Consider the following 22,981-nt stretch of genomic DNA (forward strand, 5'->3'; position numbering starts at 1 on the left):
GCCGGAAATGGTTACCGCCGCTTCGGCGCAGGTGAGGCGGCGATCACCCGGCCGGATGCACCGGGTCCGCCGGACCTGATCGTACGGCTGCGCGAGGCGGCTCACAGTACAGCGCCGCCGGGCTGGACAGGCTCCTCCGACACGGGCGAGGCTGGGCAGATCATGACCGAACCGACCGCCCGCGAACTGCTCGCCGATCTCACCGCCCACCGGGTCTCCGCCCGTGAGCTGCTCGACGCCGCCGTCGCCCGCGCCGAAGCCACCGAGGAGCTGACCGCGGTGGTCGCCACCGATCTCGACCGCGCCCGCGCGGCGGCGGCCGCCGTCGACGAGGCCCGCGCCGCCGGCGCCGAGGTCGGCAGGCTCGCCGGGCTGCCGATGACGATCAAGGATGGGTTCGACGTCACCGGGATGCCCGCGGTGTGCGGCAGCCCGTCGCTCGTCGGTCGCGACCCCGACGTGCCCGACGCCGACGTCGTCGCGATCGCGCGGGCCGCGGGGGCGGTGCTGTGGGGCAAGACGAACGTGCCGCTGATGCTCGGCGACGTCCAGACCTACAACGCCGTCTACGGCACCACCCGCAACCCGTACGACCCCGAGCGCACGTCCGGCGGCTCGTCGGGCGGGGCTGCGGTGGCGCTGGCCACCGGCGTGACCAGCCTGGAGATCGGCTCCGACCTGGGTGGCTCACTGCGGATCCCGGCCGGCTTCTGCGGAGTGCACGCGCTGAAGCCGACGTGGGGCCGGCTGCCGGGGCGAGGTCAGGTGCCACCGCTGCCCGGCACCCCGTACGTCGAGCAGGACCTGGGGGTCGTCGGGCCGATGGCGCGCACGGCCGGAGACCTGCGGTTGCTCTGGGAGGTGCTGGCCGGCCGCAGCACCACGCCCACCCCGGCATCCGGGCTGCGGGTGGCGCTGTGGCTGGACGCGCCGCTGCCGCTGGCGGGCGAGGTGCGCTCGATCGTCGAGAGCGCGGCGGAAGGGCTGCGCGCGCAGGGCGTGGCGGTGGAGCTCGCCGCCCCGCCGGTGGACGTCGACGAGCTGATCGAGACCTACTTCGGCCTGCTGTTCCCGGTGATCGCCGCCGGGCTGCCCGCGAAGGTGCTCGACCGCCTGCGCGCGCAGCGACCCGAGGCGGTGGCCGCCGTCGCCGCGGGCGCGTCGCGCTACCGGGAACAGGCCAACATCGCGTTCCTGACCGCCGACGACGACGCGATCCTCGCCGCGCGGGGACGGCGGGCGCGGATGCAGCGGGCCGTCGCGGCGTGGTTCGAGAGCTACGACGCGATCCTCGCCCCGGTCACCGCGGTGCCCGCGTTCCCGCACGACCACTCCGGCAGCCTGGCCGCGCGCGACGTCGAGGTGGACGGCGAGGCGGTGCCGTACCTGCACCTGTTCGACTGGATCGCGCTGGCGTCGGCGCTGCACCTGCCGGCGGTCTCCGCGCCAGCCGGGCGGACCGCCGCCGGGCTGCCGGTGGGGGTGCAGCTCATCGCCCCGCTGGACCGGGAGGACCGGCTGCTGGACCTGGCCGAGGCGCTGGAGCTGGCGGACGTCGGGGCGGCGCAGCGGTAGCGCACGCCTGTCGCGGTGCCCGCGAACGGCGCTCCGGAGCGCGCGAGCCGCGATCCGGCGACGAAGGAGCCGGGCGTAACCACCATTGACATGCAGCCGACAGGTTGCCTAATGTCTCGACATGCAGCCATTCGGTTGCATGACGTGGAGGGTGCCGTGGACGCCGTCTTCCGAGCCCTCGCCGATCCCGGCCGCCGCCGACTGCTCGACAGCCTGAACGCCCGCGGCGGCCAGACGCTGAGCGAGCTCTGCGGACAGCTGGACATGACCCGCCAGGCGGTGAGCAAGCACCTGGCGGTGCTGGAGGCCGCTCAGCTCGTCGTCTCCGTGCGCCGTGGCCGGGAGAAGCTGCACTACCTCAACGCCGCCCCGATCAACGCCGTCGCCGACCGGTGGATCGCCCGCTACCACCGGCGCCGCGCGCAGGCCCTCGCCGATCTCGCGACCGCCCTGGAGGCCACCGTGACCACCGATGCGACCACCGACGCGACCACCGACTTCGTCTACGTCAGCTACATCGCGACCACGCCCGAGGCGCTGTTCCGGGCGCTCGTGGAGCCGGAGTTCACCCGGCAGTACTGGGGCATCGCCCTGGAGTCGGAGTGGTCGGTCGGCGCGCCGGTCACCTGGGTCGAGGGCGAGGTCCGCATCGAGCACCCCGACCAGCGCGTGGTGGCCTACGACCCGCCGCGCCGACTGGCCTACACCTGGCACACGTTCACCCCCGAGTGGGGCGCCGCGACGGGGATGGGCACGGAGTTCGCCGAGCGCGCCGCAGCCGAACCGCGCACCACCGCCACGTTCGAGATCGAGGACGCCGGCGACGGCACCGTCAAGCTGACGGTGACCCACACGGGCTTCCCCGCGGGAAGCATCGTCCGCGAGGCGTGCAGCCAGGGCTGGCCGCACCTGGTGTCGGGCCTCAAGACCCTCCTGGAGACCGGCCGGACGCTGACGCCCGCCTGACCGGCTCCTCCGCGAACAACCGAGGCAGGAACCGCAGCATCAGCACCGACCACACGAGGTGCGTGATCGTGGAGGCCTGCACGCCGCCGGTCGCTCGCCGCTGCGCCGCGAACAGCGTGCCCATCAGCACCGAGGCGAAGACCAGCGCGGGGTTGCGGGTGGCGGTCGTCGCGAGCACGTACGCGGCGGTCGAGCCCAGGGCCGGGCGCCGCCCGCCGGCAGCCGCGTAGACCGCGCCCCGGAAGTACAGCTCCTCGGCTGCGCCGTTGACCAGCATGACGGCCAGGACCAGCGGATCGGCACCCCCGGCCGCGTAGCCGAGCACCCGCGAGATCGCCCGCCGGGCGACCGGGATCCGCCGTGCCACCAGCCCGCCGGCGTAGAAGACACCGAACGCACCGACGCCGAGCGCGGCGGGGCCGAGCACCTGGGTCGACCCCCGGCGGATCGGCCCGGACGCCAGCGCGCCCGCCGCGTACGCCGCGGCGGTGGCGAGCGTCAGCCCGTAGAAGCGGCGCGATCCGGCCGGCGCGGTGAGCCCCCCGCCCAGCAGCGCGGCCCCGACGAGCCCGGTCGCAGCGACGGCCCGACGCCGCCGGCGCAGGACCGCACCGGTCTCCGGCACCTCCGCCGTCACGCGACCGCCCTGCGGACGGCACAGGCCTGCTCCCCCGAAGGGGCCGGTATCGCTTGGTCGTGGTCCACGGGTTCGAACGGTACGAGATCACGGGCTGCGGCGTCGCCACCGCCTCGTCGGTCGTCGACTCGGCGGAGGAGCGGCCGGCGGTACCGGTCGAGAACACGGCGACGACAGCAACTGACATCACTGACCGGGACCTCATCCGTCGAGGCACGAAGCATGCAGGTCTTCACCAGCGACCCACCGGCCGGCTCGGCCCGGCGCGGACCTGCGCGCCGCTCACCGCCGGTCGCACGGCCACCACCCCGGCCCCACTCGAAGGCCGCCGACGCGGTCGCACGCATCCCCGCCGGCGCGCGACTGCCCGCGGCCACCGAGGAGGACCTCCCGACCCGGACCCCGAGGCGGCGATCAGCCGGGCGCTCGGCCCGCCGACCACCGCCGTCCCCATCGCGCAGCTCCAGGAGAGCTCCGGCCGGATCCGCACGTCCCGAAGCAGCACACCCGGACCACCACGGGCAAGGCGATCCACCGCCCGCTCCGGGCCGGGAACCGCCGACCCGACCCCGTTCGAGGCGTCCGGGCCGATGCGCACGCACTGAAGGAGCCCTGATCGCAACCCCCGCGCTGGACGATCGCACTGCTCACCCGGATCGGCATCCACCCGGTGATCACGCTGCTGCTGCGGGTGCTCCGCCCGATCGTGGCCGCACTCCCGCTGCCCCCGGTCACGTTGATGCTCACCATCGCGCCGGTCTCCCTGTCACCCGCGTGCTCCGCGACGCGCTGCGCCCGCCGTCCGCGACGCCGGACGGCCGACCGGACACCCGCGGCCGAGCGACCGTCCCGACCGGGAGCGAACCATCAGCACTCATCCCGGGCGGCGCCGTAGCGCGCCCGGCCGATGCACGGCACACCCGCGTCCGCGCACGGTGCGAACGCGGCAGCAGCCGCGGCGAAGCCGCGGCCGCCGAGGGAACGCACGGGGTGGCCCGCAGCAGCGCAGCCGACCGACGCCGCCGGCGATCCCGATCGCCCACGCGAGCAGCCCGCCGACTGCGCCGTCAACCCGAGGTTGACGGCATTGTCGGCGTCAACCTACGGTTGACGCATGGTTGAACCCTTCGTGATGCGGTCCCCCGTCCGGCTCGACGACCTGATCCACGCGGTGCGGGCCGCGCACGACGACCCGCTGGAGCAGCTGAAGGCCGCCGTGCTCGCCGCGGACCACCTCGGCGAGATCGCCGATCACCTCATCGGCCACTTCGTCGACAACGCCCGCCGCTCCGGTGCGTCCTGGACGGCGATCGGCACCGGCCTCGGCGTCACCAAGCAGGCGGCGCAGAAGCGGTTCACGCCCAAGCCCGACGCCGACCAGGGCTTCCACCGGTTCACCATGCACGCGCGCAACGCCGTGATGCGCGCGCAGGAGGCCGCGCGCACCGCCCGCAACGCCGAGATCGGCCTGGCCCACCTCGCGCTCGGTGTGCTCGCCGCGACCCCCGACATCCCCACCGGTGCGCCCGCCGACCGGCTGCGCAGCGCGCTCACCGCAGCCCTGCCCGCCCCCGCCGAGGAGCCGCCGGGCGTCGTCCCGTTCGACGCGGCCGCTCGCAAGGCCCTGGAGCTGACCTTCCGCGAGGCCCTGCGCACCGGCCACGAGCTGGTCGAACCCGCCCACCTGCTGCTCGCCGTGCTGGAGGAGGAGAACGACGGGGGACCGCTCACGTCGGCGGGGGTCACCCGAGCGGCGGTGGAGGCCGGTCTGGCCGCCTGACCTGCGGTAGGTTGCCCGGGTGCCGGCCGCTCGGGTGATCGCCTGCGACGAGTCCGGCTACGAGGGTGAGCGCCTCGTCGGCGGGGTAACCACGGTGTTCGCCCACGCCGGCACCGATCTCGACGTCGCAGCGGCCGAGGAGATCGTGGCGCTGCTGCGGGACCGGATCCGCTCCCCCGCGCTGGAGTACAAGGCAGGCCACCTGCTGCGGGCCAAGCACCGCGCGGCGCTGGAATGGCTGCTCGTCCGGCTCGCCGGTCGGGCGAGCGTCCACCTCGTCGACAAGGCGCACCTGCTGGCGAGGACGCTCGACGGGCTGGTGCCGGCGGGTGTCCCGCTCGCCGCGGTCGAGCCGGTGCTGCGGGCCCGCACCGCCGACGAGTTGGCGGAGACGACCGAGGCGCTGCGCGCGGTGGCGCCCCGGATCGCCGATGCCGTCGCCCGTCGCCGGGCCGCGGAGCTGGCCGATCCGCCCGTCTTCCCCGCGCTCGATCCGCTGCCCGCAGCGATCGGCGCGACCGTGGCGCACTGGAGCGCGGACGGGCCGGTCGCGCTCGTGCACGACCGGCAGACCACGCTCTCGCCCGAGCGGATCGCCGCGCTGCAGGCCGCGTACCCGGCGCTGGCCGGGCTCACCCTGGTGCCGTCCCGGTCGGACGCGCGGGTGCAGGTGGCCGACTTCGTCGCGGGGGTCGCCTTCCGCATCGCCGCGGACGCGCTCGCTGGGCACCCCGACGCCGAGCTGCTCGCCCTGCTGCGCCCGTACGTGCTGGCCGGCTCGGTGTGGTGCGATCCGGCCAGCGGTGCGGCCCTGGGCTTGTCCTGACCTACTTCGACGCCCCGAGCAGCTCGGCCACCTCCGCCCGGAACGCGGCCACGTTGGCCAACTTCACGTCCTCGTAGCCGCGGATCAGATCAGCCGCCTCGGCGACCGCCACCGCGTCGTCGACCGAGCCGTTCGCCAGCGCCGCGCGGACCGCCGACTGGTACTCCCCGATCAGCGCCCGCTCGACCACCCGGACCTGCGCCTTGCCGAAGACGTCCAGCGGGGTGCCGCGCAGCTTCCGGGCCGCGCGCAGCGCCCGGAACATCGGCGCGGCCAGCCGGCCGTCGATCTTGATCTTGCGCTGCAGGCCCATCGCGCGGAACACCGGCGGGTGCAGGAGCACCGACACCTTCGCGTCCGCCCCGAACTCGGCCTCGCGCCGGGTGACCTCGACGGGGTCGAGGTGCAGCCGCGCCACCTCGTACTCGTCCTTGTACGCCATGAGCTTGTGCAGCCCGCGGGCGTACGCGGCGGCGAGTCGCCGGCCGGCCTCAACCCCCTCGCGCTCGGTGGCGATCACCATCACGCGGCGGACCTCCTCGGCGTACCGCTCGGCGTAGCCGCGGTCCTGGTAGCCGGCGAGATCGGCGATGCGGGTGGCGAGCAGCTGCGCCAGCTCCCCGTCAGCCACCTCGGCGGCCCGCCGCGCCGAGGTCGCGTCGACCTCGACGACCGGCGGCAGCGGCCGGGCCAGCGCGGCCTTCACCGCGGCCGGGTCGAGCGCCGCGGCCCGACCCCAGCGGAACGCGAGCAGCGTGTTCTCCACGGCGGCGCCGTTGAGCCGGATCGCCTCCTCGATCGCCGCCGCCGACATCGGCAGCACCCCGTGCTGGTACGCGGCGCCGATCAGCACCATGTTGGTCGGCATGTGGTCGCCGAACAGGGTCTCCGCGATCCACTGCGCGTCGACGTGCAGCGGATCGCGCGTGACCTGCGCGATCCGCTCCAGCGCGTCCTCGACCGAGTTGGGCGGCACGACCCGGTTGGTGACCATGGCCGCGGTCGGCACCACCGCTGTGTTGAGCACGGCGACGGTGTGCCCGGGCCGGGCGACGGCGAGCGTGGCCGGCTGGGCGGTCCCGACGATGTCCATGCCGATCAGCACGTCGGCGGTGCCGCGGGAGGCGCGCAGGATGCCGCTGATCGGCTTGGAGGAGATGCGGACGTCGGAGATGACCGGGCCGCCCTTCTGCGCCAGCCCGACCTGCTCCAGACCAGCGGCGTGGAAGCCGTCGATGTGGGCGGCCATCTGCAGGATCTGCGAGACGGTGACGACGCCCGTGCCCCCGATGCCGGGCATCCGCAGCAGCGTGGAGGAGCCCTCGAACCGCCGCCGCGGCTCGACCAGCTCCACCGGCAGCTCCGGGATCTCCCGCCGCGCCCGCGTGCCCGGCTCCACCAGCAGGAACGACGGGCAGTCGCCCTTGAGGCAGGAGAAGTCCGAGTTGCACGACGACTGGTGGATGCGGGTCTTGCGGCCGAACTCGGTGGCCACCGGCTGCACCGACAGGCACGTGGACACGTCGCCGCAGTCGCCGCAACCCTCGCACACCCGCTCGTTCACCACGACCCGCTCGGCCGGGGTCGGCAGCTTGCCGCGCTTGCGCAGCCGCCGCTCCTCGGCGGCGCAGCGATCGTCGTGGATCAGCACGGTGACGCCGTCGACGGCGGCCAGCTCCTTCTCCGCCTCGGCGAGCCGGTCGCGGTGGCGGACGGACGCGATCGGGTCGAGCTCGACGCCGGCGTACTTGCCGGGATCGTCGGTGGTGACGATGATCCGCCGCACACCCTCCAGCGCGAGCACCCGGGTGAGCGCCGGGATGTCGAGCTTGCCCTCGACCCGCTGTCCGCCGGTCATGGCGACCGCGTCGTTGTAGAGCAGCTTGTAGGTCATCGTGACGCCGGCCGCCACGGCGGCGCGGATGGCGAGCGAGCCGGAGTGGTGGAACGTGCCGTCGCCGATGTTCTGCACGAAGGTGCGGTCGTCGGTGAACGGCGCCATGCCGAGCCACTGCGCACCCTCGCCGCCCATCTGGGTCAGCCCGATCTGGTGGCCGCGGTGCATGCCGTCCAGCGCCACCATCGCGTGGCAGCCGATCCCGACGCCGACGAGCGTGTCGTCGGCGGTGCGGGTCGAGGTGTTGTGCGGGCACCCGGAGCAGAAGTACGGCACCCGGGCACCCAGGTCACCGGCCATCGGCAGCGCGATCCGGGACGGCGGGGGCGGGGCGATCGCGGCCAGGTGGGCGCGGGCGCGCTCCGGCACGCGGTCGGCGCCGAGGACGGCCTCGATGCGCGCCACGATCGCACGGGCGACGTCCTCGCCGGACAGCTGCCCGCGGGCCGGGAGCAGCGGACGTCCGGAGGGGTCGCGGCGACCGACGACGACCGGTCCGGGCCCGCGGCCGTAGAGCGACTGCTTGAGGTGCCCCTCCAGGAACGGCACCTTGTCCTCGACGACGAGCACCTCGTCGAGCCCGGACGCGAGGCCGGCCAGCGCCTCCTCGTCGATCGGGTACGGCATGGCGAGGCGGATCAGCCGGATGCCCAGCGCGTCCAGCTCCGCCTCGCCGAGCCCCAGGTCGTCGAGGGCGCGCAGCACGGTGGCGTAGCCCGTGCCGGACGAGAGGATGCCCAGCCGGGCCCCGCGGGGATCGAACGTGATGCGGTTCAGGCCGGTCTCGCGCGCGTACTGGCGGGCCAGGTCGAGGCGCCGGGTGAGCAGGTCGGCCTCGGCCTCGACCGCGGCCGGTCCGACGAGCGCCCCGCCACGGGCGCGGGGCTGCGCGGGTGGCGCGGGCACGGCGAGCACGTCGTGGGCGAGCGCACCGAGGTCCACGGTGCTGGAGGCGTCGGCGATATCGGCGATGATCTTCAGCCCGGTCCACAGGCCGGACGCGCGGGACAGGGCCACGGCGTGCAGCCCGAACTCGATCACCTCGGCCACGGAGCCGGGCGCGAGCAGCGGCATCAGCAGGCTCTCCGCCATCGGCTCGCACGAGCTGGGCACCGACGACGACTTGCACGACGGGTCGTCGCCGATGAGCGCCACGGCCCCGCCGAGGTGCGCGGTGCCGGCCAGGTTGCCGTGCCGGATCGCGTCGGCCGCCCGGTCGAGGCCGGGGTTCTTGCCGTACCAGAACCCGACGACGCCGTCGTGCCGCTTGCCGGGCGCGCGATCGAGCATCTGGGTGCCGGCGACGGCGGTCGCGGCCAGCTCCTCGTTCAGCCCCGGCTGGAACACCACCCCGGCCTCGTCGAGGTGGCGCTGGGCCCGGCGCATCTCGCCGTCCAGGGTGCCCAGCGGCGAGCCCTGGTAGCCGGAGACGTAGACGCGGGTGTTCAGGCCGCGGGCAGCGTCGGCGCGCCGCTGGTCCAGCACCAGCCGCACCAGCGCCTGCACTCCGGACATCAGGGCCCGGCCCTGCGTTGCCACGTACTTGTCGTCGAGGGACACGGTTGCGGGCACGACGGCACTCCCTTCGCGTCGACGTGTCCCCCATGAGAGCGATGCGCGCCACATCGCCGCAACAAAATCGGCACCATCGGCCCGAAAGTTTCCAACAACTGTACGTTCATCTCGGGATACACGTCAGAAGTTTGCGAGGTGACATGGCCGTCATCGACCGGATCGACGAACGTCTGCTCCAGCTGCTCATCGAGGACGGCCGGCGCACGTTCTCCGACATGGCCGCGGACGTCGGCCTGTCCGTCGGCGCGGTGAAGCGCCGAGTCGACCGGCTGTGCGAAGAGGGGATCATCACCGGCTTCACCGCGCAGATCGACCACACGAAGCTCGGCTGGGGCGTGGAGGCGTTCACCGAGGTCCGCTTCGCCGGCCGCACCCGGATCGCCGACATCATCGACGTCTCGATGAACCTCGCGGAGGTACAGGCGGTCTACACCATCGCGGGTGATCCCGACGCGCTGGTCCACCTGCGGGTGCGCGACATGAACCACCTGCAGGACGTGATCGACGGGCTGCGCCGGACCGGCCAGGTCACCGGCACCAAGACGCTGATCGTGCTGGGCCGCTGGCTGCGGCCGTCACTGCCGCAGGCTCAGCGCCGCTCACATACCCCCTCCGGGTAACTCATTGCCCTTGATACCGGGCGGGGGTATATGTGGTGGTAGAGCCACCGACCCGAGGGAGTGCGCCATGCCCACCACCGTCTACAAGGTCACCGGGATGACCTGCGAGCACTGCGTCCGCTCGGTCACGGAGGAGATCCAGGAGATCGACGGGGTGACCGCGGTGCAGGTCGACCTGTCCACCGGCGGGGTCACGGTCACCAGCGAGCGTCCGCTCGACGAGGCGCAGGTGCGCGCCGCCGTCGAGGAAGCGGGATACGAGCTGGCCGGCTGACCATGCGGACCTCGACGAAGCTCGCCGTGTTCGTGGCCTGCCTCGTCGTGCTGGCTGCGGGCGCGTTCGCCCTCGGTCGGGCGATCGAGCCGCAGCGTCCCGCCACCGTCGCCGCCGACCACTCCGCGATGGGCGAGGCCGCACCGCCGGCGGTGGCGGCCCACGGCGCCGACGCCGCGCTGCCCGGGCTGGCGATGAGCGCCAACGGCTACACACTGGTGCCGGCGTCGCCGATCGTCTCCACCGGGCACGCCCACCCGTTCTCCTTCATGATCACCGGGCCGGACGGCCGCCCGGTCACCGCGTTCGACGTGACCCACGAGAAGCCCATGCACCTCGTGGTCGTGCGCCGCGACGGCGCCGGGTTCCAGCACGTCCACCCGGAGATGGCAGCCGACGGCACCTGGACGGTGCCGTTCTCGGTCCCGGCCGCGGGCTCGTACCGCGCGTTCGCCGACTTCCGCCCGACCGGCGGCCCGGCCACCACGCTCGGCGTGGACCTGGCGGCCGCCGGCGAGTTCACCCCGGTCACACCCGCCCCGAGCCGCGTCGCCGAGCTCGACGGCTACACCGTCGAGCTCTCCGGCGAGCTCGTCCCGGGCGCGGTCTCGCCGCTCACGCTGACCGTCCGCCGGGACGGGCGGGCCGTCACCGACCTGCAGCCCTACCTGGGTGCCTACGGCCACCTCGTCGCACTGCGCACCGGCGATCTCGCCTACCTGCACGTCCACCCCGACGGCTCCCCGACGGCCGGCCCCGAGATCCGGTTCGCCGCCGAGGTGCCCGGTGCGGGGACCTACCGGCTGTACCTGGACTTCCGCCACGGCGACGTCGTGCGCACCGCGGAGTTCACGGTCCCGACCACCGGCGCCGCGACGGCCGCACCCCGGCCCGCGCACGAGGACGACGGAGCGGGACACTGAACGGGAGGAGCGCCACATGACCACCGCACCGACCGACAGGGTCACCGAGATCGAGCTCTCGATCGGCGGCATGACCTGCGCGTCGTGCGCCAACCGGATCGAGCGCAAGCTCAACAAGCTCGACGGCGTCACGGCGTCGGTCAACTACGCCACCGAGAAGGCCCGGATCGCGGTGCCGGCGGGCTTCGATCCCCAGGTGCTGGTCGAGCAGGTCGAGGCCGCCGGCTACACCGCGGAGCTGCCCCGGCCGCCCGAGGAGCCCGAACCGGCCGCGCAGGTGCCGGCCGCCGATCCGCTCAAGCAGCGGCTGATCGGCAGCGCCGTGCTGGCCGTGCCGGTCGTCCTGCTCGCGATGGTGCCGGCGCTGCAGTTCACGTACTGGCAGTGGATCTCGCTCGTGCTCGCCGCGCCCGTCGCGACCTGGGGTGCGTGGCCGTTCCACCGGGCCGCGTGGGCCAACCTGCGCCACGGCGCCGCGACGATGGACACGCTCGTCTCGATGGGCGTGCTGGCCGCGTTCGGGTGGTCGCTGTACGCCCTGCTGTTCGGCACCGCGGGTGCGCCGGGGATGACCCACCCGTTCGAGCTGACGATCGCCCCCACCGACGGCGCGTCCACGATCTACCTGGAGGTCGCGGCAGGGGTCACGGTGTTCCTGCTGGCCGGGCGGTACTTCGAGAGCCGGGCCAAGCGGCGGGCCGGGGCCGCGCTGCGGGCGCTGCTCGACATGGGCGCCAAGGACGTCTCCGTGCTGCGCGACGGCCGCGAGGTGCGGGTGCCGATCGGCGAGCTGGCCGTCGGCACGGAGTTCGTCGTGCGGCCGGGCGAGAAGATCGCCACCGACGGCGTCGTGGTCGAGGGTTCGTCGGCGGTCGACGCGTCGATGCTGACCGGCGAGTCCGTGCCGGTCGAGGTCGGGCCGGGCGACGTCGTCACCGGCGCCACCGTCAACGCGGGCGGACGGCTGGTCGTGCGCGCCACCGGCGTCGGCGCCGACACTCGGCTCGCGCAGATGGCGAAGCTCGTCGAGGACGCGCAGAGCGGCAAGGCCGCCGCGCAGCGGCTCGCCGACCGGATCTCCGGCGTGTTCGTGCCGATCGTGATCGCGCTGTCCGTGGCGACGCTCGGGTTCTGGCTCGGCAACGGGGCCGGCACCGCTGCCGCGTTCACCGCCGCCGTCGCCGTGCTGATCATCGCGTGCCCGTGCGCGCTCGGCCTGGCGACGCCGACGGCGCTGCTGGTCGGCACCGGCCGCGGCGCCCAGCTGGGGATCCTGATCAAGGGCCCGGAGGTGCTGGAGTCCACCCGGCGCGTCGACACCGTGCTGCTCGACAAGACCGGCACGGTCACGACCGGGCAGATGGCGCTCGTCGCCGTCCACACCGCCGAGGGGATCGGCGAGGACGAGGCTCTGCGGCTGGCCGGCGCCGTCGAGGACGCCTCCGAGCACCCGGTCGCCCAGGCGATCGCGCGCGCCGCCCGCGAACGGGGCGAGCTGCCCACCGTCACCGACTTCCGCGCCGAGGCCGGCCTGGGCGTGCAGGGCGTCGCCGACTCGCACGCCGTGCTGGTCGGCCGCCCGGCGCTGATGGAGAAGTGGAGCCTGCAGCTGCCCGCCGAGCTGGCCGAGCGCAAGGCGGAGGCGGAGCGGCTGGGCCGCACGGCCGTCGTCGTCGCGTGGGACGGGGCGGTGCGAGCGGTGCTCGTCGTGGCCGATCGGGTGAAGCCGTCGTCGGCGGCGGCGGTCGCGCAGCTGCGCCGGCTCGGGCTGCGACCGATCCTGCTCACCGGCGACAACGCGGCCACCGCCCGGGCGGTGGCCGACGAGGTCGGCATCGACGAGGTGATCGCCGAGGTGCTGCCGGCCGACAAGCTCGCCACGGTGGCCCGGCTGCAGGAGGAGGGCCGGGTCGTGGCGATGGTCGGCGACGGCGTGAACGACGCCGCGGCGCTGACCAAGGCCGATCTCGGCATCGCGATGGGCACCGGCGCGGACGTGGCGATCGAGGCGGGCGACATCACGCTCGTCCGCGGCGACCTGCGGTCGGTGCCGGACGCGATCCGGCTCGCCCGCCGCACCCTGCGCACGATCCAGGGCAACCTGTTCTGGGCGTTCGCCTACAATGTGGCGGCGCTGCCGCTCGCGGCGGCCGGGCTGCTCAACCCGATGCTCGCCGGGCTCGCCATGGCCTGCAGCTCCTTCTTCGTCGTCGGCAACAGCCTGCGGCTGCGCCGGTTCAGCGTCGCCGAGGCGGCGCGGTCGTGACCGAGCACCACCACGGCACCGCACCGCTGGAGGGCCGCGCCCTCACCCGGGCTGCTGTGCAGGCCACCCTGCACTGCCTGACCGGCTGCGCGATCGGCGAGGTGCTCGGTATGGTCATCGGCACCGCGCTGGGCTGGCACGGCGCCGCCACCGTCGTGCTGTCGATCGCGCTCGCGTTCCTGTTCGGCTACACGCTCACGATCACGCCGGTGCTGCGCTCCGGGGTCGCGTTCCGCACCGCGCTGGGCGTGGCGCTGGCCGCGGACACCCTGTCGATCGCGGTCATGGAGATCGTCGACAACGCGGTCGTCCTGGCGATCCCCGGCGCGATGGCCGCCGGGCTGGGCTCGCTGCTGTTCTGGGGATCGCTGGCGTTCGCGCTGGCCGTGGCGTTCGTGATCACCGTCCCGGTGAACCGGGCGCTGATCCGGCGCGGGCGCGGGCACGCCGTCATGCACCAGTACCACTGACGCGGTAGGAAATGCCGCGTGACGACGGACAACCGAACCGTGAGCGGCAAGACGGAGCAGCAGCCGACCGGGAAGCCACCCCGAGGGCTGCGCGGCTGGGCGCTGCGCAACGGCGTGGAGCGCGCGCTGAAGGCCCAGCACCCGCTCGTCGCCGGGCACGTCGCGAACATCCGCCGCAAGAACCCCGACGCCACCCCTGCCGAGGTGATCCGCGCGCTCGGCAAGCAGTACCAGCTCGCGGTCGCCGTCACCGGTGGCGCGGGTGGCGCGCTCGCGATCATCCCGGCGTTCGGCACGATCGCGTCGCTGGCGACGGCCGGTGCCGAGGCCCTCGCCGCGCTGGACGCGTCCGTCCTCTACACGCTCGCCGTCGCCGAGGTGCACGCGCTGCCCACCGAGGATCCCGAGCGGCGCCGGGCGCTCGTGCTCGGCGTGGTCGTCGGTGCGGCCGGCGAGACGGTCATGCAGAAGGTGACCGGTAAGTCACGGGACTGGGCCCAGGTCGTGACCGACAGCCTGCCGCTGGCCAAGCTGGGCCCGCTCAACTCCGGGCTCGCTCGCTGGTTCGTCAAGCGCTTCCTGATCCGGCAGAGCGCGCTGGCGCTGGGCCGGGCGCTGCCGCTGGGCATCGGGCTCGTCGTCGGCGCGGTGGGGAACCTGGTGATGGCCAAGGCCGTGATCCGCGCGGCCGAGGCCGCGTTCGGCCCGCCGCCCGAGAGGTGGGTCTGAGCCTGCACTGCGTCGAGAACGAAGTCGCGGTGATCGAATCGCCCTGTTGATCACCACAGGTTCGTTCTCGACGCGGACCCGCGTTCAGGGGTGGACAGCCCGGGCCGCAGCAGGTCGAGCAGGCCCACCCCGGCGCCGACCGCGTCGAAGCCCGGGTCGTCGAGGAACTCGGCGAGCAACCCGTCGATCGCCCCGCCCAGCCCGACGGCGACGGCCCGCGCGTCGATCCCCTCCCGGTACTCCCCCGCCGCGACGGCCGCCTCGATCAGGTCGGCCAGCGGACGCCAGCGAGCGGGCCGGTCGGCGCGGTCGTCGATACCCGTGCCGGAGCTGTCGAGCGCCTCGGTGATCATGCGGATGCGGTCGGGCCGCGCGGTGAGGTGCTCGAGCATCCCCATCACGTACGCCTCGACGGCCGCGGCCGGCCCCTCCGCGGCCGCGACCCGTGCGCCGACGTGGTCGACCAGCTGCCCGATCACGTGGTCGTACGCCGCCTTGACCAGCGCGTTGCGCGTCGGGAAGTGGTAGATCACCGCCGCCTTGGTGATGCCCGCGGCGTCCGCGATGTGCTGCAGCGAGCACCGCGCGTAACCGACCTCGGCGATCGCCGCCACGGTGACCTCGATCAGCTGCTGACGGCGCGCCTGCTGGGTGAACGTGAGCGGTCGGTCCGCGGACGGGGGCACCCCCGCACGGTACCGTCGATAACCGACCGGTCACATCACTGACCGTTCGGTCAGTTCGAGGGGGGGATGATGTCCGCCGCACCGAGGTTCGCGCTGTTCGCGCTGCTGGCGCTCCTGCTCCCGATCGCCACAGCCTGTTCGGCACCACCGCTGGCCGAGGGCGACTGCGCCGTCCCGGACCCGGAGTACCCGGAGCACCGCTACCAGCGCGCCGACTGCGCCGATCCGGCCGCGCTGCGCGTGCTCACCATCGAGGAGGACGTCACCGAGGGCTGCTACGACGTACCCGGCGTGACCCGCTCGGTGTTCGAGGAGCAGTGGAACGGCCTCGTGTTCGTCTGCCTCGGGCCGCAGGACGTCGATCCGGCGACCGCGCCCAACGTCGCCGAGGCCGGGGACTGCTTCGCCGACGACGGCGCGGCGACCGAGACCAGGATGCGCCGCGTCGACTGCGCCGCCCCCGACGCCCGCTACCGCGTCCTCGCCGTCGACGACGGGGCCGACCTGCCGGGGGTGAGCCGGAACGAGTGCGTGGACGTGGCGGGCGCGACCACGTCGTACTCCTTCTCACTGCAGGGCGACGAACGCTCGCTGGGCGGCCTGGTGCACCGCAGGCTGTTCTGCCTCGCGCCGGTCTCCTGACCAGGCCGGGCGGCGAACGCGGCCGGTTCGTGCCATGTTGGGCAGTGATGACCGAACCGCGATGGGGAGACCGACCCGGCCCCGACCGCCAGGCCGAGGCGCCGACCGTCCGCCTGCCCGCGCCGCACCAGCCGACGGCGCGGTACGAGGCCGACCCGTACACCCGCTACTACGCCGACGACCCGGTGCCGGACGAGCGCTGGTCGGGCTACCAGGACGACCTCCAGCAGCCCGAGTACGAACCGGAGCGCCGGCCGCGCCGGCGCGGGCAGGGCTTCTCGCTGCTCGTGCTGGTGCTCGCCGCGGCCGAGTCGATCCTGCTGTGGCTGGTCACCTACCGGGCTCTGGCCTCCGTCGACTTCACCTCGGCCGAGCCGTTCGGCCGACTCGGCGGGCACCTGGGCACGTTCGGGCTGCTGGTGCTGGCCACGCTGGTGGTGTTCGTGCTCGCCCTGCTCGCGATGGTCGTCGCGCGACCCAAGGCGCTCGCCGGGCTCGCGCTGCTCGCCTCGGTCCTGCTGCCGATCGCCGGCGTCGGCATGGGCGTCTGGTACGGCGGGGACGCGCTGCGGCGCGGCATCGAGGAGTCGGTGAGCGCGACCGGACCGGCCATCGACACCGCCGTCGACCGGGTCGTCGACGAGATCGAGCGACGGATCGCGGACCTCGATCCCCTGCGCGATCTGCTGCCCGGGTGACCCCGGTCCCCGACGTAGCATTTGTGGAGCGAACGCTCAACAAATGGAGGACCGGGGATGTGGTTCTGGCTAGCGCTGGCGATCGCCGCCGAGGTCACCGCCACGATCTCGCTGCGGCTCTCGGAGGGGTTCACCAAGCTCCTGCCGTCGGCGCTGGTCGTGGTCGGGTACGTGGTGGCGTTCGGCGCGCTGTCGCAGGCCCTGGTCCGCGGGATGCCGGTCGGGGTCGCGTACGGCGTGTGGTCCGCGATCGGCGTCGCGCTCGTCGCGCTGATCGGAGCCGCGTTCCTCGGCGAGTCGCTGACCTGGGTGCAGATCGGCGGCATCGGCCTGGTGATCGCCGGCGTGCTGGCGCTGGAGCTGGGCCGGACGGCGCCGCATGGCTGAGCCGGCCACCGATCCCACCGCCGAGACGGACGGCCGGCGCCGCCGCGGCCGGCAGCGCCGCCAGGCCCTCGTCGAGGCGACCCGGCGACTGATCGGCCGCGAGGGCCTCTCGGCGGTGAGCCAGCGCGCGGTCGCCGCCGAGGCCGGGCTGCCGCCCAGCTCGGTCTACTACTACTTCGCGACGATCGACGATCTCGTGCGCGCGGTCCTCGTCGACTGCAACGACCGCTTCCTCGCCGCCCTGGACGCCCTGCCGACCGGCCCGGACGCCGTGCGCGCGATCGCCGAGGCCACCGTCGGGCTCGTCCGGGGCAGTCGCGAGGACGTGCTCGCCGAACTGGAGCTGTGGATGCAGGGCGCCCGCCACCCGGCGCTGCGCGGCGAGATCGACCGCTGGAACGCCGCCGTCCGCCGGGCGGCGACCGCGCTCACCGACGACCCGGTCGCGATCGACGCCGTCGTCGCAGCGATCAACGGCTGGTACTGGCTGGCCACGACCACCGACGACCACCCGGCCGAGCACCTGGAGGCCGTGCTGCGCCACATCGTCGCCGGCGGGCCAGCACCCGCCTGATCCGCGACCAACCCTCACGCGCATCGCCCGGATGGACTATTGCCTCCCTGGACATGTATGTCCATAGTTCGACATCATTGTCGAACACGGAGGCGACATGACGAAGGTGTCGACGAACCGGACCACGCTCTCCACGACCCGCGCGGTGCCCCGATGAGCGGCCACCCGCGCGCCGCCGCCGCGGTCGCGCTCTGCTTCGGCGCGATCGTCTTCGACGGCTACGACCTGATCATCTACGGCTCGGCCGTGCCCGCGCTGCTCCAGTACGAGCCGTGGGGGCTCACCCCGGCGCAGGCCGGCGCGATCGGCAGCTACGCGCTGCTCGGCATGTTCGTCGGCGCGATCGCGGCGGGCACGCTCACCGACCTCGTGGGCCGCCGCCGGCTGTTCATCGCCTCGCTGGCCTGGTTCTCGCTGATGATGGCGCTGGTCGCCGCCGCACCGGACCCGACGACGCTGGGCCTGTTCCGGTTCCTCGCCGGACTGGGCTTCGGCGGCATCCCGCCGACGGCGATCGCACTGGTCGTCGAGGTGGCCCCGGCGGCGCGCAAGCACCTGGTGAACGGCCTGATGCTGTGCGGGTTCCCGGTCGGCGGGGTGGTCGCGTCGCTGCTGGCGATCGCGCTGCTCGAACCCGCCGGGTTCCGCGCGCTGTTCGCGATCGGTGCGCTCCCGCTGATCACTCTCGTGCCGCTGGCGGTCTGGCTGCTGCCTGAGTCGCCCAGCTTCTCCGGCCGGACCCGCACGCAGCGCGGTGAGCTCGCCCGGCTGCTGCGCGGTCGGTCCTCGATCGCGACACTGCTGTTCGTCGTCGCGAACTTCTGCGGGTTCCTGCTGGTGTTCGGCCTCAACACGTGGCTGCCGCAGCTCATGCGCGGCGCAGGCTACGAGCTGGGCTCTGCGCTGGCGTTCCTGCTCGTGCTGAACGTCGGGGCCATCGCGGGCGGGATCGGCGGATCGGCGCTGGCCGACGGGGTCGGCAGCCGCTGGGTCGCGACGGCCCTGTTCGCGGCGGCCGTCGCAGCGCTGGCGCTGATCGCGGTGCCGCTGCCGACGGTGGTGCTGCACCTGCTGGTGTTCGTGGCGGGTGCGGCCACGACCGGCAACCAGATCGTCGTCTACGGCTACGTGGCAGCCCACTACCCGCCGACGAACCGGGCGACGGCGCTGGGCCTGTCCAGCGGTATCGGCCGGCTCGGCGCGGTCACCGGCCCAGCGTTGGGCGGGGCGCTGGTGGCAGCCGGGATCGGCCTGGCGGGGAACGTCGGCGTCTTCGCGATCGTCGCCGTGGCCGGCGCGCTGGCCTGCGCGCTCGTGCCCCGTCCCGCCGCGACGGGGGCGATGGCCGACACCCCGGCCACGGCGCGCACCACGTCGTGAGCCGCGGCGGACCGGTGCGGCAGGATGACCCGATGGCCCGGCAGCAGAACCGACGGCGGCTCGTGTCGAACGAGCTGCTCGAGCACGCCGCCCGACTGTTCGCCACCCAGGGCTACGCCAACACCTCCTTCCAGGACATCGCCGACGCGATGGGCATCAGCCGCCCGGCGCTGTACCACTACGTGTCCAACAAGGAGGAGATCCTCGCCGCACTGGTCCGCGACGTCCTCGAACGCGTCGTGGAGATCCTCGAGGAGGCGCGGGCCCGCGAGGACCTCTCCGCGGATGCCCGCGTGGCGGAGGCCCTGCGCCGCATCGTGATCAACAACGCCCGCAACACCACTCGTTTCCGGCTGCTCGACCGCAGCGAGCCGGACCTGCCCGCCGAGATCGCCGACCTGCACCGACAGGCCCGCCGCCGTGTGCTGGAGCTGCTCACCGGCATGATCGAGGACGCGACGCACGCCGGCCGCTTCCGCCCGCTCCCGGCCCGCACGGTCGCGCTCGGGATGCTCGGCATGGCCAACTGGGTGGCCTGGTGGTACCGCCCGGGCAGGGACGAGGACGCCGAGTCGATCGCCGACGCGCTCGTCGAGCTCGCGATGTCAGGCGTCCGCCGCGACGACGACCGCCAGGTCGCCCCCGGCCCGTGGGCCGCGCTCGCGCTGGTCAAGGAGGATCTGGCACATCTGGAGAAGACGCTGTCCGCTGTGCTGGACACGCGGCCCGACCAGCAGTAGTCCGTTCCCGACGAAGCTCCCCGGGCTGCACACACCCATCGGATTGACATAAACGTCGATTGTTCTACACTATCGTCATACCTTCTGGAGGTCCCCGTGCCCGACGATGCGGACTCCGCCCCACCGTTCCCACCCGACCGCGTCGCGCAGTACCGCCGGGCCGGTCTCTGGACCGGCGAGCCGCTCGGGGACGTGCTGCGCCGCGCCGCCCGCGCGCACGCCGAACGGCCGGCCCTGGTCACCGTCGAGACCCGACTGACCCACGCCGAGCTCGACGCACTGACCGACGACTTCGCCGCCGGGTTGCTCGCCGCCACGCCGCTGCGACCCGGCGACCGCGTGGTGTTCCAGAGCGGCAACGAGGCCGAGACCGTGATCGCCTACTACGGCTGCGTCAAGGCGGGCGTCGTCCCGGTCGCCACGCTGCCCCAGCACGGGGAACGCGAGATCGCGCACCTCGCGGCGCACACCGGCGCCCGCGGCCACCTCGTGCAGGCCGACTTCCGCAACCGCGACCTCGTCGCGCTCGGCGCCCGGCTCGGCATCGACACGCTGATCGTCGCGCGCGCCGCCGCACCGGACGGCGCGATCGGGTTCGCCGACGTCCTCGCCGCGGGTCGCGATCCGCGGGCCCGCACTGCGCTCGCCGCCGTCGAGATCGACCCGTTGGGCCTGGTCGCGCTGCAGCTGTCCGGCGGCACGACGGGACTGCCGAAGGTGGCTCCGCGCCGCCACGAGGAGTACGTCTACAACTCCCGGGTCTGGGCGGAGGCGCTGGAGCTGACCGCGGAGTCGGTGATCCTGCACCCACTGCCGATCATGCACAACGCGGGGATCTCCGCCGCGCTGCAACCGGCCCACCTGGTCGGCGGGACGTGCGTGGTCGCGCCCGTCGGCGATCCCGGTCCGACGCTCGAACTGATCGCGAAGGAGCAGGTCACCGTCCTGCCGGTGGTCCCGCCGGCCGTGGCGATCCGCCTGCTGGAGCACCCGCAGGCCCGCCACGCCGACCTGTCCAGCCTGCGGCGGTTCGTGATCGGCGGGCAGCGCCCGAGCGCGGAGCTGATCGAACGGCTCGAACGCGAGCTGGGGATCCGCGCACTGCAGATGTTCGGGATGGCCGAGGGCATGTTCCTCTACGTCCCGCCCGATGCTCCCGAGTGGGCGCGGCTGCACACCGTCGGCGCCACGATCTCGCCGGCCGACGAGGTCCGCGTGCTCGAGGTGGGCGGCGACGAAGAGGTGCCCGACGGGACCCTCGGGGAGCTGTCCTGCCGCGGCCCGTACACGATCCCCGGCTACTACCGCGCCGCGCAGCACAACGCCGCGACGTTCACCGCCGACGGCTTCTACCGCACCGGCGACCTCGTCACCCGCCACGTGGTCGACGGGCGTGCGTACTACGCGATCGACGGTCGGATCAAGGACGTCATCAACCGCGGCGCCGAGAAGATCCACGCCGAGGAGGTCGAGGAGCTGCTCGTGCGGCATCCCGACGTCCGCAGCGCGGCGCTCGTCGGCATGCCCGACCCGGTGCTCGGCGAGCGCATCTGCGCCTACCTCGTGCTCGCCGACGGCGCCGCGGCGCCGACGGTCGCCTCGATGGCCGAGTTCCTGCTCGGTGAGGGGCTGGCGAAGTTCAAACTCCCCGAGCGGATCGAGGTCGTCCCGGCCTTCCCGCTCACCGACGTCGGCAAGGTCTCCAAGAAGGACCTGCGCGCCGACATCCAGCTCAAGCTCGCGAAGGAGAAGGAGGGGATCGGCGCATGAGGCTCGACAAGATCGCCGTCCTCGGCGGCGGACCCGGCGGTCTCTACGCCGCCCGCCTGTTCAAGCTGGCCCACCCCGACGCGGTCGTCGAGGTGCACGAGCAGGGCGCCCCGGACACGACGTTCGGGTTCGGCGTCGCGCTCGCCGGGCGCACCCAGCGCAACCTGGAGGAGGCCGATCCCGCCACCCAGGCCGACATCCGCGCCGCGGGGCGCGCCTACGACATGCGGCTGCTCGTCGGCGGCGCGGAGTCCCGGGTGCACAACGGCCCGCTGATCGGCATCGGGCGCACCGCGCTGCTGACCGTGCTCGACCGGCACGCCCGCGAAGCCGGGGTGCAGCTGCACTACGGGCGGCGCACGCGGCTGGCGGACCTCGACGCCGATCTCGTGATCGTCGCCGACGGGGTGAGCAGCCGCACCCGTACCGAGCACGCCGCCGACTTCGGCGCCGAGGTCGAGGTCGCCGGCGGACTGTACCTGTGGGCGGGCACCGACTTCGCGCTGGAGACGGCGATCTTCGCGCCGGTCACCACCGCGCACGGCACGTTCGTCACGCACGCCTACCCGTACTCGGCCGACCGCAGCACGTTCCTCGTCGAGACCGACGAGGACACCTGGCGGGCCGCCGGGTTCGACGCCACCACCGACGCGACCCCGCTGGACGCCTCCGACGCCGCGTCGCTGGCGTACCTGCAGGAGGCGTTCGCCGAGCACCTGCAGGGGCACCGGCTGATCGGCAACCGCACCCGCTGGCTGCGGTTCCGGACCGTGACCTGTGCGCGCTGGACCCGCGGCAACGCCGTGCTGCTCGGCGACGCCGCGCACACCGCGCACTACTCGGTCGGTTCCGGCACGAAGCTCGCGATGGAGGACGCGATCGCGCTGCGCGACGCGGTCGCCGCCGCCCCGGACCTGCCCACCGCGTTCGCGGTCTACGAGCAGCAGCGCCGCCCGCAGGTGGAGCGGCTGCAGGAGTTGGCCCGGCGCAGCCGCCGCTGGTGGGACTCGTTCCCGCGGCGCACCGATCTGCCGGTCGACCAACTCATGCTCGCCTACATGACCCGTACCGGGAACGTCGGCCTGCAGCGGTTCGCCGGCACCAACCCGGAGACCGTGCGGCGCGGGCTCGCGCAGTTCGCCGACGTCCTGCCGGAGCAGGTGGACCTCGACGACACGGTCGGCTGGGTGCTGGCCCGCCCGTTCGGCGACCGCCCGAACCGGATCGTGGCGCCCGAGGAGCGCGATGCGTTCAGCGCCGACCTCGTCCGCGTCCCCGTCGCGCTCGACGCCCCGTGGGGCGAGGCGGGCGACCTGCTCGTCAAGCAGCTGCACGACCTGGCCGCCACCGGCAGGCGCGGGTTCTGGCTCACCGGCCCGGCCGACCGCGGCAGCCTGCTCGACCGACTCGATCTGGGTGAACGGCTCCGGTCCGAGACCGCCGGGATCGTCGTCGTCGAGGGCCCCGCCGCGCACCTGGCCGATCTCGCCGCGGGCGTCGCCTCCGGGCGCGCCGACCTCGTCTGCCCCACCACCCAGGAGAACCCGTCATGACCCAGCACCGCGG

General features: G+C 73.8%; 21 protein-coding genes. 18 read left to right on the plus strand and 3 right to left on the minus strand.

From position 1 onward, the window contains the following. Window positions 1-162: 162 nt before the first annotated feature. Together BUE41_RS08755 and BUE41_RS08760 are read left to right on the plus strand one after the other, a co-directional pair. Window positions 163-1,575, plus strand: a complete 1,413-nt coding sequence (locus BUE41_RS08755) for an amidase family protein (RefSeq protein WP_073456499.1) — start codon at window positions 163-165, stop codon at window positions 1,573-1,575. A gap of 156 nt (window positions 1,576-1,731) precedes the next feature. Then, window positions 1,732-2,541, plus strand: coding sequence for an ArsR/SmtB family transcription factor (locus BUE41_RS08760; protein WP_073456607.1), 810 nt, complete (start codon window positions 1,732-1,734; stop codon window positions 2,539-2,541). On the opposite strand, the gene BUE41_RS08765 is transcribed toward BUE41_RS08760, so the two are convergent. Continuing rightward, entirely contained in the window at window positions 2,498-3,178 is a 681-nt protein-coding gene (locus tag BUE41_RS08765) for a CPBP family intramembrane glutamic endopeptidase (protein WP_234997080.1), read from the minus strand. The genes BUE41_RS08760 and BUE41_RS08765 overlap by 44 nt on opposite strands. A gap of 1,114 nt (window positions 3,179-4,292) precedes the next feature. On the opposite strand from BUE41_RS08765, the gene BUE41_RS08775 reads away from it, so the two are divergent. After that, window positions 4,293-4,958, plus strand: a complete 666-nt coding sequence (locus tag BUE41_RS08775; RefSeq protein WP_073456501.1) for a Clp protease N-terminal domain-containing protein — start codon at window positions 4,293-4,295, stop codon at window positions 4,956-4,958. Window positions 4,959-4,977: 19 nt separating this feature from the next. Continuing rightward, complete coding sequence (locus tag BUE41_RS08780) at window positions 4,978-5,784, plus strand: hypothetical protein (RefSeq protein WP_073456502.1); 807 nt, start codon at window positions 4,978-4,980, stop codon at window positions 5,782-5,784. Between the two features lies 1 nt (window position 5,785). Here the strand turns inward: BUE41_RS08780 and BUE41_RS08785 are convergent, their stop codons facing one another. Then, on the minus strand, window positions 5,786-9,196 hold the full coding sequence (locus BUE41_RS08785) for an indolepyruvate ferredoxin oxidoreductase family protein (protein ID WP_234997109.1): 3,411 nt from the start codon (window positions 9,194-9,196) through the stop codon (window positions 5,786-5,788). Window positions 9,197-9,396: 200 nt separating this feature from the next. On the opposite strand from BUE41_RS08785, the gene BUE41_RS08790 reads away from it, so the two are divergent. From BUE41_RS08790 to BUE41_RS08815, 6 genes are all read left to right on the plus strand, one after another. Next, the gene (locus tag BUE41_RS08790) at window positions 9,397-9,876 is read left to right on the plus strand and encodes an Lrp/AsnC family transcriptional regulator (RefSeq protein WP_073456504.1); all 480 of its coding nucleotides are present in this window, start codon (window positions 9,397-9,399) and stop codon (window positions 9,874-9,876) included. Between the two features lie 67 nt (window positions 9,877-9,943). Continuing rightward, window positions 9,944-10,150, plus strand: coding sequence for a heavy-metal-associated domain-containing protein (locus BUE41_RS08795; protein ID WP_073456505.1), 207 nt, complete (start codon window positions 9,944-9,946; stop codon window positions 10,148-10,150). 2 nt (window positions 10,151-10,152) lie between these two features. Beyond that, on the plus strand, window positions 10,153-11,073 hold the full coding sequence (locus BUE41_RS08800) for a hypothetical protein (RefSeq protein WP_073456506.1): 921 nt from the start codon (window positions 10,153-10,155) through the stop codon (window positions 11,071-11,073). 16 nt (window positions 11,074-11,089) lie between these two features. After that, window positions 11,090-13,339 (plus strand): heavy metal translocating P-type ATPase, encoded by a 2,250-nt coding sequence (locus BUE41_RS08805; protein WP_073456507.1) that lies wholly within the window; start codon window positions 11,090-11,092, stop codon window positions 13,337-13,339. Then, window positions 13,336-13,809, plus strand: coding sequence for a DUF4396 domain-containing protein (locus tag BUE41_RS08810; RefSeq protein ID WP_073456508.1), 474 nt, complete (start codon window positions 13,336-13,338; stop codon window positions 13,807-13,809). Before BUE41_RS08805 ends, BUE41_RS08810 begins: the two co-directional genes overlap by 4 nt. A gap of 39 nt (window positions 13,810-13,848) precedes the next feature. Continuing rightward, the gene (locus BUE41_RS08815; protein ID WP_073456609.1) at window positions 13,849-14,538 is read left to right on the plus strand and encodes a hypothetical protein; all 690 of its coding nucleotides are present in this window, start codon (window positions 13,849-13,851) and stop codon (window positions 14,536-14,538) included. A 50-nt stretch (window positions 14,539-14,588) separates the two neighbouring features. Here the strand turns inward: BUE41_RS08815 and BUE41_RS08820 are convergent, their stop codons facing one another. Continuing rightward, window positions 14,589-15,224 carry a TetR/AcrR family transcriptional regulator gene (locus BUE41_RS08820; RefSeq protein WP_073456509.1) on the minus strand — a complete coding sequence of 212 codons (636 nt, stop codon included), beginning with the start codon at window positions 15,222-15,224 and terminating at the stop codon, window positions 14,589-14,591. A 69-nt stretch (window positions 15,225-15,293) separates the two neighbouring features. On the opposite strand from BUE41_RS08820, the gene BUE41_RS08825 reads away from it, so the two are divergent. The 8 genes from BUE41_RS08825 to BUE41_RS08860 all read left to right on the plus strand — a co-directional run bounded on the left by BUE41_RS08825 (window position 15,294) and on the right by BUE41_RS08860 (window position 22,968). Further along, window positions 15,294-15,866: an LppU/SCO3897 family protein gene (locus tag BUE41_RS08825; RefSeq protein ID WP_143172047.1), complete on the plus strand. Its 573-nt coding sequence runs from the start codon at window positions 15,294-15,296 to the stop codon at window positions 15,864-15,866. Between the two features lie 47 nt (window positions 15,867-15,913). Continuing rightward, window positions 15,914-16,564: a hypothetical protein gene (locus BUE41_RS08830; protein ID WP_073456511.1), complete on the plus strand. Its 651-nt coding sequence runs from the start codon at window positions 15,914-15,916 to the stop codon at window positions 16,562-16,564. Window positions 16,565-16,621: 57 nt separating this feature from the next. Continuing rightward, window positions 16,622-16,951, plus strand: a complete 330-nt coding sequence (locus BUE41_RS08835; RefSeq protein ID WP_073456512.1) for a DMT family transporter — start codon at window positions 16,622-16,624, stop codon at window positions 16,949-16,951. Continuing rightward, window positions 16,944-17,525: a TetR/AcrR family transcriptional regulator gene (locus tag BUE41_RS08840; RefSeq protein WP_073456513.1), complete on the plus strand. Its 582-nt coding sequence runs from the start codon at window positions 16,944-16,946 to the stop codon at window positions 17,523-17,525. The genes BUE41_RS08835 and BUE41_RS08840 overlap by 8 nt, the downstream gene beginning before the upstream one ends. Window positions 17,526-17,678: 153 nt before the next feature. Beyond that, window positions 17,679-18,905, plus strand: a complete 1,227-nt coding sequence (locus BUE41_RS08845) for an MFS transporter (protein WP_073456514.1) — start codon at window positions 17,679-17,681, stop codon at window positions 18,903-18,905. 32 nt (window positions 18,906-18,937) lie between these two features. Then, entirely contained in the window at window positions 18,938-19,645 is a 708-nt protein-coding gene (locus BUE41_RS08850) for a TetR/AcrR family transcriptional regulator (RefSeq protein ID WP_073456515.1), read from the plus strand. A 96-nt stretch (window positions 19,646-19,741) separates the two neighbouring features. Continuing rightward, window positions 19,742-21,415: a (2,3-dihydroxybenzoyl)adenylate synthase gene (locus tag BUE41_RS08855; RefSeq protein ID WP_073456516.1), complete on the plus strand. Its 1,674-nt coding sequence runs from the start codon at window positions 19,742-19,744 to the stop codon at window positions 21,413-21,415. Beyond that, on the plus strand, window positions 21,412-22,968 hold the full coding sequence (locus BUE41_RS08860; protein ID WP_073456517.1) for an FAD-dependent monooxygenase: 1,557 nt from the start codon (window positions 21,412-21,414) through the stop codon (window positions 22,966-22,968). The genes BUE41_RS08855 and BUE41_RS08860 overlap by 4 nt, the downstream gene beginning before the upstream one ends. Window positions 22,969-22,981: the final 13 nt, after the last annotated feature.

The organism is Pseudonocardia thermophila, from assembly GCF_900142365.1.
GTDB lineage: Bacteria > Actinomycetota > Actinomycetes > Mycobacteriales > Pseudonocardiaceae > Pseudonocardia > Pseudonocardia thermophila.

Coding starts and splice junctions, on each gene's coding strand:
- BUE41_RS08755 (WP_073456499.1), top strand. CDS start 163: ATGACCGAACCGACCGCCCGCGAACTGCTCGCCGATCTCACCGCCCAC.
- BUE41_RS08775 (WP_073456501.1), top strand. CDS start 4,293: ATGGTTGAACCCTTCGTGATGCGGTCCCCCGTCCGGCTCGACGACCTG.
- BUE41_RS08785 (WP_234997109.1), bottom strand. CDS start 9,196: ATGTCCGGAGTGCAGGCGCTGGTGCGGCTGGTGCTGGACCAGCGGCGC.
- BUE41_RS08790 (WP_073456504.1), top strand. CDS start 9,397: ATGGCCGTCATCGACCGGATCGACGAACGTCTGCTCCAGCTGCTCATC.
- BUE41_RS08795 (WP_073456505.1), top strand. CDS start 9,944: ATGCCCACCACCGTCTACAAGGTCACCGGGATGACCTGCGAGCACTGC.
- BUE41_RS08800 (WP_073456506.1), top strand. CDS start 10,153: ATGCGGACCTCGACGAAGCTCGCCGTGTTCGTGGCCTGCCTCGTCGTG.
- BUE41_RS08805 (WP_073456507.1), top strand. CDS start 11,090: ATGACCACCGCACCGACCGACAGGGTCACCGAGATCGAGCTCTCGATC.
- BUE41_RS08825 (WP_143172047.1), top strand. CDS start 15,294: ATGTCCGCCGCACCGAGGTTCGCGCTGTTCGCGCTGCTGGCGCTCCTG.
- BUE41_RS08830 (WP_073456511.1), top strand. CDS start 15,914: ATGACCGAACCGCGATGGGGAGACCGACCCGGCCCCGACCGCCAGGCC.
- BUE41_RS08835 (WP_073456512.1), top strand. CDS start 16,622: ATGTGGTTCTGGCTAGCGCTGGCGATCGCCGCCGAGGTCACCGCCACG.
- BUE41_RS08840 (WP_073456513.1), top strand. CDS start 16,944: ATGGCTGAGCCGGCCACCGATCCCACCGCCGAGACGGACGGCCGGCGC.
- BUE41_RS08845 (WP_073456514.1), top strand. CDS start 17,679: ATGAGCGGCCACCCGCGCGCCGCCGCCGCGGTCGCGCTCTGCTTCGGC.
- BUE41_RS08850 (WP_073456515.1), top strand. CDS start 18,938: ATGGCCCGGCAGCAGAACCGACGGCGGCTCGTGTCGAACGAGCTGCTC.
- BUE41_RS08860 (WP_073456517.1), top strand. CDS start 21,412: ATGAGGCTCGACAAGATCGCCGTCCTCGGCGGCGGACCCGGCGGTCTC.